The sequence below is a fragment of the uncultured Vagococcus sp. genome (assembly GCF_963518325.1).
GTDB lineage: Bacteria > Bacillota > Bacilli > Lactobacillales > Vagococcaceae > Vagococcus_D.
In genome coordinates this window covers 136,743-149,630 of sequence record NZ_CAUQJB010000001.1, presented here as the reverse complement: position 1 = coordinate 149,630, position 12,888 = coordinate 136,743, and the positions used below count along the sequence as shown (strand labels likewise).

At 40.0% G+C, this 12,888-nt stretch carries 11 protein-coding genes; all 11 read left to right on the top strand.

The features are described 5' to 3' along the window. Nucleotides 1–8 precede the first annotated feature (8 nt). The 11 genes from msrA (at nucleotide 9) to RWN13_RS00630 (ending at nucleotide 12,732) form a co-directional block, all read left to right on the top strand. Nucleotides 9–533: a peptide-methionine (S)-S-oxide reductase MsrA gene (gene msrA, locus RWN13_RS00680; protein WP_314059453.1), complete on the top strand. Its 525-nt coding sequence runs from the start codon at nucleotides 9–11 to the stop codon at nucleotides 531–533. Further along, on the top strand, nucleotides 530–748 hold the full coding sequence (locus RWN13_RS00675; protein WP_314059451.1) for a YozE family protein: 219 nt from the start codon (nucleotides 530–532) through the stop codon (nucleotides 746–748). Before msrA ends, RWN13_RS00675 begins: the two co-directional genes overlap by 4 nt. Before the next feature lie 516 nt (nucleotides 749–1,264). Then, a complete protein-coding gene (locus RWN13_RS00670) occupies nucleotides 1,265–3,124 on the top strand; it encodes an acyltransferase family protein (RefSeq protein ID WP_314059449.1) in 1,860 nt (619 codons plus the stop codon). 108 nt (nucleotides 3,125–3,232) lie between these two features. Further along, nucleotides 3,233–4,270, top strand: a complete 1,038-nt coding sequence (locus RWN13_RS00665; protein WP_314059447.1) for an AI-2E family transporter — start codon at nucleotides 3,233–3,235, stop codon at nucleotides 4,268–4,270. 468 nt (nucleotides 4,271–4,738) lie between these two features. Continuing rightward, complete coding sequence (locus RWN13_RS00660; RefSeq protein WP_314059445.1) at nucleotides 4,739–5,560, top strand: phosphate acyltransferase; 822 nt, start codon at nucleotides 4,739–4,741, stop codon at nucleotides 5,558–5,560. A gap of 13 nt (nucleotides 5,561–5,573) precedes the next feature. Continuing rightward, nucleotides 5,574–6,671 (top strand): butyrate kinase, encoded by a 1,098-nt coding sequence (buk, locus tag RWN13_RS00655; RefSeq protein WP_314059443.1) that lies wholly within the window; start codon nucleotides 5,574–5,576, stop codon nucleotides 6,669–6,671. Next, nucleotides 6,662–8,092, top strand: a complete 1,431-nt coding sequence (gene lpdA / locus RWN13_RS00650) for a dihydrolipoyl dehydrogenase (protein ID WP_314059442.1) — start codon at nucleotides 6,662–6,664, stop codon at nucleotides 8,090–8,092. The genes buk and lpdA overlap by 10 nt, the downstream gene beginning before the upstream one ends. Nucleotides 8,093–8,149: 57 nt before the next feature. After that, nucleotides 8,150–9,157 (top strand): thiamine pyrophosphate-dependent dehydrogenase E1 component subunit alpha, encoded by a 1,008-nt coding sequence (locus RWN13_RS00645; protein ID WP_314059441.1) that lies wholly within the window; start codon nucleotides 8,150–8,152, stop codon nucleotides 9,155–9,157. After that, complete coding sequence (locus RWN13_RS00640; RefSeq protein ID WP_314059440.1) at nucleotides 9,150–10,133, top strand: alpha-ketoacid dehydrogenase subunit beta; 984 nt, start codon at nucleotides 9,150–9,152, stop codon at nucleotides 10,131–10,133. The genes RWN13_RS00645 and RWN13_RS00640 overlap by 8 nt, the downstream gene beginning before the upstream one ends. 18 nt (nucleotides 10,134–10,151) lie before the next feature. Next, on the top strand, nucleotides 10,152–11,393 hold the full coding sequence (locus RWN13_RS00635; RefSeq protein WP_314059439.1) for a dihydrolipoamide acetyltransferase family protein: 1,242 nt from the start codon (nucleotides 10,152–10,154) through the stop codon (nucleotides 11,391–11,393). A gap of 166 nt (nucleotides 11,394–11,559) precedes the next feature. Next, nucleotides 11,560–12,732, top strand: a complete 1,173-nt coding sequence (locus RWN13_RS00630) for an MFS transporter (protein ID WP_314059438.1) — start codon at nucleotides 11,560–11,562, stop codon at nucleotides 12,730–12,732. Nucleotides 12,733–12,888: the final 156 nt, after the last annotated feature.

Here is a 12,888-nt window from a genome sequence, read left to right as displayed (position 1 = left end):
TGAAGCATATGGGAAAAGAAACAGCCATTTTTGCTGGAGGATGTTTTTGGTGCATGATTGAACCCTTTGATCAGCAACCAGGTATTATGAGCGTTACATCAGGCTATACTGGGGGTCATAAAGAGAACCCGACCTACGAGGAAGTATGCAGTCACACGACAGGGCATACTGAGGCAATCGAGATTGTGTTTGATCCTCAGGTGATTTCATACAGGGGATTAGTGGAGATTTACTGGCGTCAAACAGATCCTACAGATGCGTTTGGTCAATTTCAGGATCGTGGCGATAGCTACCGAGCTGTAATTTTTTATCAAAATGAGGAGCAAAAGGTAATTGCTGAGGCGAGTAAACAAGCCTTAGCTGATAGCGGTAAATTTGACGATCCGATTGTGACGGCAATTGAACCAGCGAAACCTTTTTATCTGGCTGAAGATTATCATCAAGGCTTTTACAAGAAAAACCCAACTCGATTTAAACAGGCTCATCATACCCGCCAAACGTTTATCGATGAGTATTGGGAGGAAACTGAGTGAGAAGGAGTTTTTATCATTACGTTCTAACTTTACGAGGACCTAAAATCAACGAACCTGAAACGAAATTAGCCAATGCCATTGGCTTGGATATTCAGTTTCCCAAGCAGTCTGAAAGTCACAGTGAAATTAGTGATTATCTGGAATTGAGCACCAGTTATTTGGACAATATGGATATTTTTGATGATCTTTGGCAAAAATATTTAGACCATAATTAGAAATAGTAGAATTATTTAAAAAATAACAAACAATCGGATCATTATTGTTTGTTGTTTTTTTTTATGCAAAATAAGATTAAAATCTCTAAGGGGGTTAATGAAAGTATATTCTCTCTTTATAAGGGGCATTTTTTGGGATAAATGGTGAAAATTAACTTGAAGTGAGTAAGTTCAGCGCTTTCATTTTATGTCTAATGTTACGAACGGGTGTTTATTTAACGGAAAAACAAAAGAATTTCTTAATTTTTGTTTTAATTGCAATTTTTTTGTTACATGTTTGTAAAAAACATGCTAAAATGTAATATGTCTTAACGTTAGAGACATATTATCTGGTCGATTTTTGTCCCGATAGTTTCATGCGTAAGAGTTAGTTGATTAAACGCTTATTAAGGGAGGGATATTGAATGATGTACCGACGTTAGCGAGACGCTGACGATCTAAATTCTGAAATAATTAAATAACAAATAAATGCATATAAAGATGCAAGTATGAACGAATTCCAGGGGGCTTATATGTGTGAGTGACAAAATAGGAAAGAAGAGGTATTTGCCTAGTATTGATGGTTTACGAGCCGTAGCTATTATTTTCGTTATTTTGTATCATTTTCAATTCCCTTTTGCACAAGGTGGCTTTATTGGGGTTGATATATTCTTCGTATTGTCCGGTTATCTTATTACGAATAGCTTGATGATTGAATGGCATCAAACGAAACAGTTTGATTTTAAACAGTTTTGGCTTAAGCGACTGCGCCGATTATTGCCAGCAGTTGTCACTTTATTGATTGTGGTCTTAATTGTTTGCTTCTTTTTCTTTCCAAGTAGCTTTAAAAAGAGTTGGAGCGATAGTATTGCTGCATTATTTTATGTAAGTAACTGGTGGTATATCTTTAAGAAAGTCCCTTACTTTGATTCTTTTGGTACACCAAGTCCATTTAAGCATCTGTGGTCCTTGGCGATCGAAGAGCAATTTTATCTATTATGGCCGGTAGCATTATTAGGGTTGCTCAAGTGGTTAAAGAAAAGACAGCGTGTGCTTTTAGCCATTATTACGGCCGGTATCTTTTCAGCAGTCTTGATGGCAGTTCTATACAACCCAAACGCCATTGACCGTGTTTATTATGGAACGGATACTCGGATTTTTGCGATTTTAGCAGGGTGTGGATTAGCCTTTTTATGGCCTTACTATTATTTAGAGGATAATTTTGGTCAAAAAGCTCAGCGAATTTTAGATGGGGCAGGCACTGGCGCTTTAGTTGCTTTATTGATCATCGCATTGCTGATTAATGAATATCAAACTTTTTTGTATCATGGTGGGTTGGTATTGGTGGCGCTCTTTACAGTTGTTTTGTTGGCGGTCATTGTACATCCTTCGAGTAAACTCGGAAAATTATTTGCTAATCCGGCGTTCAGTTGGATTGGCAAGCGATCTTATAGTCTTTATTTATGGCATTATCCAGTGGTGGCTTTATTCACGCCAGTTAAATTAGTTGGAACTTTTCATATAGGGTTAGTGTTGATGCAGTTGGCCTTAATTGTGGTATTAGCTAATTCTTCTTATATGTGGATCGAGGAGCCAATCCGCAAGCATGGATTAAAGGCAAGCTTTAAGTCATTAAAAGCTGTTTCTAAAAAACAACTCTATTATCCTGCAGCATCCGTAGGAATTATTGTTGTTCTGTCTTTAGGCATTTGGGGTACCAACCAATTCTTGACTCGGGCTAATGCGAAAGTCACTAAGCCTGTTGAGACGGAAACAAGCGAAGTACCAGTGAAAAAAGAAACCTTAACTCAAGTCTTGGCAATTGGAGACTCGATTATGCTGGGAATTAAAGATCAGCTGGAAGAAGCCGTTCCGGGTATTGTGGTAGATGGTAAAGTGGGCAGACAACTGGTTGATGCAAAAAAACTAGTTGAAGAGAAGTACGGCGACTATAATCACAAAGATGCTGCTATTTTTATCGAGTTGGGATCTAATAGTCCCTTCAATTCGAAAGATTTGTCGACATTTCTAACATTATTTGATAAGGCAAATGTCTACCTGATTAACACTCGTGTTCCAAGGAATTGGGAAAGTGAAGTGAACAGCATGTTAACTGAGGCAGCTACTGAATCAGAAAATGTGACTTTGGTCGATTGGTACAGTATCGCCTCCCAAGCCCCAGGCTTGTTAGCTGAGGATGGTGTTCATCTTTCTGAAGGGGATGGGAAAGCAAGTTATGTGAGCCTCATTACCAACGAGTTGGGACATTATGATTTGAAATTACCAGAGAAAAATCAAACAAGTCAAAGTAGTGAAATAAAAAATAGCGATGCTAACACGGAAGATAGCAGTACGAAAGAATCGTCAAACACGGAAAATACTAATACAACAGAATAATTGAAGCAGAGCTTCCTAATTTTTCATGAAATTAGGGAGCTCTGACTTGTTAATTAGACACAGTATGAGATAATAGATAAGCAAAAATGATTTTTGGAGGGTGTTTTTTTGAATGTATGGGAAAAATTTAAGCAGAATGATGGGTTAAGACGCACATTTGTTTTGCTAGTTATCTGTCTAGCTTTATTTTTAATTCGACAAGTTATTAGTTTGATTTTATTGACCTTTATTTTAACCTATTTAATTACCCGATTAGTCAGTGTAATCCATAGAAAAGTAAAAATACCTAGAAAGATTATTGCAATTGGCATTTATGGCATAATCGTCATTTTTCTATATTTTGCTTTGACGATTTATGTGCCAAAATTAATCAATCAAACCTTTGCGATGATTGAGTCGCTCTTTGCCTTTTATCAAAAACCCATGGATGACAATTCTTTATTAGAGTGGATTAGTCAAAACATCAGTTTCAAAGAGATCAAAGATCAGTTGACATCAGGCGTTAAAGTGGTTTTTGATTACCTGTCAAGTATTGGTTCCATGGGAATGACCTTTGTCATGTCCTTTGTTTTAAGTTTCTTCTTCAGTATTGAGGAAGAGTGGGTAAAGAACTTCAGCAAATTATTCTTGACTAGCAAGATCAGTTGGTTCAGCCAAGATGTGGCTTACTTAGGTAAGAAATTTGTGAATACCTTTGGTGTCGTAATTGAAGCGCAATTTATGATTGCCTTGGTTAACACGGCCCTAACAACACTGGGGCTTTATGTGATGGGATTTCCTCAATTGTTAAGCTTGGCTTTAATGATTTTCATTTTTAGTTTGATTCCCGTGGCAGGCGTCATCATTTCTTGCATACCTTTAGCTTTACTGGGGTATACTGTAGGAGGGATTCAAGATGTTATCTATGTCTTGATTATGATCATGATTATCCACATGCTGGAATCTTATTTGTTAAATCCGAAATTAATGAGTAGTAAGACTGATTTACCAGTTTTTTATATTTTTGTCATTTTAATGTTCTCAGAAACTTTTTTTGGTGTTTGGGGATTAGTTATTGGTATTCCAGTGTTCGTCTTTTTACTTGATTTGCTTGAAGTTAAGCCGAAAGAGAATCATAAGGTTCCTCTTCGTTTGAAAAAAGAGTAGAAGAAGTCGTGTTAGCGTCTTGTAAATTAAAACGCTAATGCGGCTTTTTATGTTGAGGTAGTCTTAATCTGTGCTTTTGGTGAGAACTAGGTAAGGGAATTCTCAATAAAACTTTAGATATTAGTTTGTGCGTATTGTTATTTAATCGTGCTTAGAAATCATCTCTATGTAAGTACGTTTTTCACAAATCGTGGTCAAGTTAGCTAACTGCAAGTTGTTGCATAAATTAAGTTAAAGTTAGCCTTTAGTAAATCTGGAATAACCAGAATAATTACCTAAAAGTCATTCTATTGGTAATATTCTGACAATGGTGATGGATTCTTATATTAGTCGGCATTGTTTTTGTGTTAGTGTTATTTAACTGGATTTTAGCTAAATCTTTTAGGTTAACTTGTTGCATTTACAAGTCAAAAAAGCTAATCTTAAGTTAGGAGTAAACGGTTTCAAATAGAAGGGGTGTGTTATTTATTGAAAGTCACGATTGTTGTTGCAGGTGCAGATCAAAAAATGATGTCTGAAGTGATCCAACCACTATTGTTGGAGTCTTGTTATGACTTTGTCCTACTGACTTGTGAGGTATTAAAGGCGGATAAAGAGATTAAGCTGGAGCGTGTAGAAACAATGGTTGAAGCGGCTGAAAGAGCCGTTGAGATTGTCGCTCACTTACCGAGGGCTATCTTGTTAAAAGGACAAATTCAAACAGCGGTGTTGCTAAAAGCGATTCTCAACAATCGAGCGATAGAGCATCGGCGATTGATTTCTCAAGTGACAAAAATTGAATTAATCGATAGCCACCGTCACTGGTTGCTAACTGATCCGGCTTTAACGATTGAACCAACGGTTAAAGATAAAATAGACCTCTGCCTAAATGCCCTTGAAGTTGCAGCAAAGTTAGAGATCGTAAAGCCAAAACTGGCTTTATTAAGTTCAGTTGAAGTTGTGAATCCGAAAATTCCTTCTGCTGTAGCGGCAGCTGAGGTAGTTGACTATTTTAAACAAATAGAGGTAAACGGGATAATCGAAGGGCCGTTGTCAATGGATGTAGCGACAGATCCTAAGGCTGCTACAAGCAAAGGGTATTCTGGGCAGATTCAGGGAGATGCGGATATCTTAGTGGCGCCAGGTATTGATTCGGCTAATATCTTGTATAAAACCTTGGCTCATTTTACTAATTGTCGACTATCCGGTGTCTTAGTGGGAACGTCAGTGCCGATTGCATTGACGTCTAGAAGTGATTGTCCGAAAGCGAAAATTAGCGCAGTTAAACTTGCAGAAAGTATGATTGATTAAAGGAGCTGAGTAGATGTCTAAAAGAGTATTAGCGATTAATCCAGGTTCAACTTCAACGAAAATAGCCTTGTTTGAAGGCCAAGACTGCCTCTTTGAAGAGATTATTGATCATCCTACAGAGGCCTTGCTGAAGTATCCGAAAATAATGGATCAATTAGCTGCCCGTAGTCAATTGCTTAAACAGATTTTAGTGGATCGTCATATTAACATCCAACAACTTGACGCTGTGGTTGGACGTGGTGGGTTACTTTATCCAATGTCTGGAGGCACATACTTGGTCAATCAACAAATGAAAGAGGATTTAATAGAGGAAGTCTCTGGCGCCCACGCCAGTAATTTAGGCGCCTTTATGGCGGCGGAGGTTGCAGAGGAAGTTGGTGTAACTGCTTATATCGTCGATCCAGTAGTTGTGGATGAGTTGCAGTCAGTGGCTCGCTTTTCAGGCAATCACTTATTTGAGCGTCGAAGCATTTTTCATGCTTTAAACCAAAAAGCAGTGGCTCGTAAAATCGCCACACAGTTAAATCGAGATTACAAGGAATTGAGGCTGATTGTCGCTCATTTAGGTGGGGGAATTTCTATTGGTGCTCATCGAAATGGACGAGTGATCGATGTCAATAATGCCCTTGATGGGGAAGGGCCTTTTAGTCCTGAGCGCTCTGGAAATTTACCGATGGCCGACTTTTTATCCTTTATCTTAGACAATCAAGAAAGAGGGAAAAGTGACTTATTAAAAGAAGTGGTTGGTCGTGGTGGCTTAGTCTCATACTTAGGGACCAATGATTTGCGAAAGGTTGAAGCTATGATTGACCAGGGTGATTCACAAGCGGAGGTGGTATTTCAGGCTTTAGTTTACCAGGTAGCTAAGTTTATTGGCGAGCAAGCAGCCGTGCTAAAGGGGCGAGTTGATGGTATTCTGCTTACGGGCGGATTAGTGTTTAGTCAAAGGTTCGTCGAGGAACTATCACAATATATCGATTGGATAGGACCGGTGTTTGTAGAACCGGGAGAAGATGAAATGAAGGCTCTTAATCAAGGGGTTCAGCGTGTCTTAAGTGGCGCTGAGAAAGTAAAAATCTATCTTGGAAGGACGGATCGTTTATGTCTATAAATTATGATGTGGTTGTGTTGGGTGGCGGAACAGGAGGTTATGTTGCAGCGATTCAGGCAGCAAAAAACGGTCAAAAGGTAGCAGTGGTTGAAAAAGCAAAATTAGGGGGAACCTGTTTACATCAGGGCTGTATTCCGACAAAAGCTCTTTTACGATCAGCCGAAGTTTTTCAAACGGTCAAAAAAGCCGCTGATTTTGGAGTGGAAGGTAAAGGTCTCGAATCCAGTACTCTTAATTTTTTGACAGTTCAGAAAAGAAAGCAAGCGATTGTTGATCGTTTGGAAATGGGGATTCAGGGGTTGTTTAAGCAAGGAGGGATTGACCTTTACATTGGAGAAGGAACTATTTTGGGGACGTCGATTTTCGAACCGAAAGCAGGGATAGTTTCATTTCCTATTGAAGGTCAGGATAATGAGATGCTTGTGCCGAAACAGTTGATTATTGCAACAGGATCTAGACCAAAAGCTTTACCTGGACTTGCTTTTGATGAAGAGGTCGTCCTGTCATCAGATGGCATGTTATCCTTAAGTCAGTTGCCAAAATCAATAATTATTATTGGCGGTGGTGTGATAGGCATGGAGTGGGCCTCAATGTTAAGGGATTTTGGCGTGGAAGTGACGGTATTGGAGTATCTCGATCAGATTATTCCTGGCGAAGACGGTGAGATTGCCAAAGAGCTTTTGCGAAACTTAAAGAAAAGAAAGGTGAGTATTCATACAGGTGCGAAAGTTATAGCTGAAAGTTTAGTCCGTAAAGATGGACTTGTCTCGATTGAAAGTACAATTAAAGGCAAGAATCAAACCTTTACAGCTGAGAAAATCATGATCAGTGTAGGGCGCATGGCCAATATTGATTCTATTGGCTTGGATAATACGAAAATTGTAGTGGAGAATGGTTTTATTAAAGTCAATGAGTCCTATCAGACAAAAGAGTCTCACATTTATGCTATTGGAGATATTATTGCAACTCCTCAGTTAGCTCATGTAGCCATGCGTGAGGGGTTGTTGGCGGCCAATCACCTCAGTGGTAAAAGTGTTAAGCCACTAGTTTATGATGATATTGCTAAATGTGTTTATACATCTCCAGAAATTGCCAGTATAGGAATTAGCGAAGAGCTAGCTAAGGACCGAGGACTTGATGTCAAAACAGGCAAATTTAGTTTTCGTGGCAACGGCAAGGCCTTAGTTTACGGCGAAGGAGATGGGTTTGTTAAAGTTGTTGCAGATAAAAAAACTAATGATCTATTAGGTGTTTCTATTATCGGGCCACATGCAACGGATTTGATTAGTGAGGCGGCTTTGGCTCGTTTCCTAGATGCAACAGCTTGGGAAATAGGCCAAACAATTCATCCTCACCCAACCTTATCAGAAGCTCTGGGAGAAGCGGCTTTAATGGTGGATGGTTTAGGAATCCATGGCTAGTTGACACCCTTTTGAGTGGAAATAAAACTAATAGTGCAGGGCATAGGGGGAAGTTGAATGGAACTTAAAAATAGTGATTTAGATAAAGAGTTATTATTAAAGATGTATAAAACGATGAAAACCAGCCGACGCTTAGATGAACGGCTGAACTTATTAAATCGAGCTGGGAAGGTGGGGTTTAATATTTCTGGCATGGGCCATGAAGGAGCTGAAGTTGGCTGTGCTTATGCATTTGACTTAGATCGGGATTATGCCTTGCCATATTACCGGGACTTGGCAATTATGTTGGCATGGGGAGTACCTGTGAGAGATATTATGTTAGGTTCATTCGGAAAAGCGGAAGATCCAGGTTCTGGTAGCCGACAAATGCCCTGTCATTGGGGAAATAAAGAGCATAGAATACCGACTGGAAGTTCACCAGTGTCAACCCAGTATCCACATGCTGCCGGCATTGCTTATGGAGCAAAACTAGCAAAGGACCCGATTGTTGTTTACTGTTCGACTGGTGATGGGGCCAGTAATCAAGGCGATTTTCATGAGGGGCTGAACTTTGCAGCAGTGCATAAGTTGCCGGTCGTTTATGTGATTTATAATAATAAGCTAGCAATTTCAGTCGGACCCGAATTACAGTATGCTGCGGCAAAGTTATCTGATCGAGCTATTGGTTATGGGATGCCTGGAGAAACGATTGATGGCAATGATGTGATCGCTGTTTATCAAGCTACGGAGAGAGCGGTTCAACGGGCTAAAGCTGGTGAGGGACCGACTTTATTGGAATTTGACGTCGTTCGTTATACGTCTCATTCGACGGATGACGACGACAAATTATATCGAGATCAAGAACCTCTTAAGGAGGCCAAGGCTCACCACGACCCAGTGTCCCTCTATGAGCAAGCTTTGTTAGATGAAGGGTTTTTATCGACGGATGAGATAGATTCTATTGAAAAAGAGATTAAACAGGTGATTAACGCTGCCACAGAGTATGCGGATCAAGCCTCCATGGCGGAACCAGAAGAGGCATTGCGTTATGTTTATGATGAACGGGGAGGTCAGGGGAATGGCTGAATTAACCTATTTAGAGGCTATCACAGCTGGAATGAAAGAAGAGATGCGCAGAGATGAACGGGTCTTCCTATTAGGCGAAGATGTAGGAGTCAAAGGTGGTGTATTCCAAGCGAGTCAAGGTTTGCTTGCAGAATTTGGCGGTGATCGGGTCTTGGATACTCCTTTATCGGAATCGGCTATCGCTGGTGTGGGAATTGGCGCAGCGATGTATGGCTACCGGCCTATTGCTGAAATGCAATTTTCAGATTTTATTTTGCCGGCAGTTAATCAAATTATTTCTGAAGCCGCGCGTATCCGATATCGCTCGAACAATACTTGGGAATGTCCTATAGTCATCCGAGCAGCCTATGGAGGTGGTGTTAACGGTGGACTGTATCATTCCCAATCGATTCATAAAGTATTTTTTGGTCAACCTGGTTTGCGAATTGTTATTCCATCTAATCCTTATGATGCCAAAGGAATGCTAAAAGCGGCGATTCGTTCCAATGATCCGGTCTTGTTTTTTGAGCATAAGCGGGCTTATCGAGCTGTTAAAGGCGAGGTGCCCGAAGAGGACTATGTGGTGCCTCTTGATAAATCCCAAGTCGTTCGTCAAGGGACAGACATTACCGTTATGACTTATGGTGTACAAGTCGAGGAGGCTAAGGTGGCGGCTCAGCATTTGGCAACTGAGGGGATTTCTGTGCACCTTTTAGATTTGCGATCTATTTACCCTTTGGATCAAGATGGCATCATCAAAGCGGCTAAGGAAACTGGGAAAGTGTTGTTAGTGACAGAAGACCCTCTGGAAGGTAGTATCATTGGCGAAGTTGCGGCAATAATTGCCGAGCATTGTTTGTTTGATTTGGATGCCCCGATTGCTCGTTTAGGAGGACCGAACATTCCACCAATGCCATACGCCACGCCGATGCAAAATTTCTTTCTAGTTAATCCGGACAAAATTGAAGATGCTATGCGTCATTTGGCAGAATTTTAGCAGGAAGGGGAGCTCAATATGGTTATAGAAACGATTAACATGCCGCAACTTGGAGAAGGAATAACTGAAGCTACCATTATACAATGGTTAAAAGAACCTGGTGAGGCTATTGAAGCATATGAAGCACTACTTGAAGTAGTTACAGATAAGGTTACCACTGAAATCCCGTCATTATTTGAGGGAATAGTTAAGGAATTATTTTATGAGGCAGATGCTATTGTGACGATGGGCCAGCCGATTGCAACAATAGAAGTAGCCGGTAAGCCTAGTGAGGAGCCCTTTGTGAGACATTCTCAGGGTGAAAAGGAAAGTCAGGTGAGTCACGGTTTAAACCGTAAAGAGAAGGGCGGCGCTCGTTTTTCTCCAGCTGTCTTGACCTTGGCGAGTGAGCACAAAGTGGATTTATCCCAAGTTGCTAGTACTGGTAAAGAAGGACGGATCACGCGTAAAGATGTCCTAGCTTATTTAGATCAGAGTAAATCAAAAGAACAATCACCTACTCCTGAGTTGATTCAACCAACAGTGAATACGGATAACCAACAATCGCCAGGTGAAAGGTTGAATGTGACTGAGCATCCGATCTCTGCAATCCGGCAAGCAATTGCTAAAAACATGGTCAACAGTGTAAGTCAGATTCCTCACGCCTGGATGATGGTTGAGGTAGATGCAACTAATTTAGTGAGATTACGTCAGAGGTTAAAGGACGAGTTCAAGTTGACCGAAGGGTATTCTTTAAGTTATTTGGCCTTCTTTATTAAATTAGTTGCTCAAGTGTTAAAACAGAATCCAATTCTCAACAGCGAATGGACGGAGACACATATTATCGAACATCATGACATTAATATTTCAATTGCCATTTCGGCCAATGAGTTGCTATATGTACCAGTCATCAAGCATGCCGATGAGAAGTCTGTTAAGGGAATTTCCCGGGAGATTGCAGAGTTAGTTGAAAAGGCTCAAGCCAATCGACTGGCCTCAACTGAAATGAGCGGTGGCACATTCACCGTCAATAGTACAGGGGCCTTTGGCTCGATTATGTCGCAAGGTATTATTAATCATCCTCAAGCAGGTATTTTACAAGTGGAATCGATTGTGAAACGTCCGATGTTTTATCAGGATGGGATTGCCATACGTGATATGGTCAATCTTTGTTTATCGATTGATCATCGTGTTCTTGATGGTGCCGCTGCTGGAAAGTTTTTACAGGGGCTCAAAGAAGCCGTTGAGCAAGTTGATAGTCAGACATTTTCAGTTTATTAAGTCGAGCAGAGACGTTTAACGCTTCTTTTGAAGTGAGTTAAGCGTCTTTTCTCATATAGAAAGGCTAGAATTTTTTTAACAATAGGAGTACTATTAATAAGAGAGGTCATAAAATGTCAATAATGTATGAGGCCTTTTAGGGCTATTATTAGAAGGGTGTGTGTCTTTGGAAGAAAGAGGAATTTCAAAAAAATTAACGTTTATCATGGCTCTAGTTTGTGGTATCTCAATTGCAAGTTTGTATTACATTCAGCCATTAGAAGGGATGGTTGCATTAGAGCTTGGTGTAAATGTCGGGCAAATGGGGTTGGCACCCACCTTAAGTCAAATGGGTTATGCATTAGGTTTATTGTGCATTGTTCCATTAGGGGATATCTTTGAGCGTAAGAAATTAATTATCTTAATGTTAAGCTTGGTCAGTGTCGTACTATTAATAACTGGCACCTTGACTAATTATTATGGTTTGATGGTGTTAATGTTATTAATTGGCTTGACATCGATTATCCCTCAGTTGATTATCCCTTTTGCCGGTCAGCTTGCTAATCCCCAAGAACGTGGGGCTGTTTTAGGAACAGTAACAGGGGGATTGCTAATTGGCATATTATTGTCTCGGACTTTTAGTGGTTTTGTTGGAGCGTACTTAGGTTGGCGTGCCGTTTATTATTGTGGTGTCATCTTGGCGTTATTTCTAATTGGTTTAGTGGTGGTTGTTTTCCCTAAGAATATCCCAGTCTCTCAATTATCTTATAAGGAATTAATGATCTCCCTGCCTAAATTATTTAAATCCCAGCGAGTTGTTCGTGAAAGTGCGTTTAACGGTTTCTTTATTTTTGGTGGGTTTAATGTTTTCTGGTCAACCTTGGTCTTTTTTATGGAAAGTCCAGTCTACGGACTTGGCTCAAAAGAAGTTGGTTATATTGGGTTAGTCGGCGTGATAGGTGCCTTAGCTTCGGTTTACATGGGCAAGGTAGCGGATCGTAAGGGACCTCGTTTTGGTGTGGGCTTAGGAACACTGATTGAATGCGTTTCTTTTTTGATTCTTTTTATTTTTGGCCAACATCTGGTAGGATTGGTTATTGGGGTTATTTTACTTGATCTAGGAACTCAGAGTGCTCAAGTATCAAATCAATCACGTATTCAAGCCTTAGGTGATGAAAATCGAAGTCGAAACAATACAATCTTTATGTTTTCATACTTTATTGGAGGTGCAAGTGGGTCGCTACTAGGCTCAATTGCCTGGCAATTAGCTGGCTGGTCAGGTGTTTGTTTAGTTGGTTTTAGTTACTTGTGCTTGGGCCTGATTGGTCATTTTGCTTTATTTAAAAATAAACAGAGCTAGTGAACAACTATTGTGGAGTTGATTGATTTCAATTCCATAATAGTTGTTTGTGTTGAAGTAAATTTGTTATTAATTGTCGAGATGGTGTATCTGAGAGACAAATTATTAGAAAAATCTAATGTATTTGTTGAAAATGATATTCCTAACGATTAATTA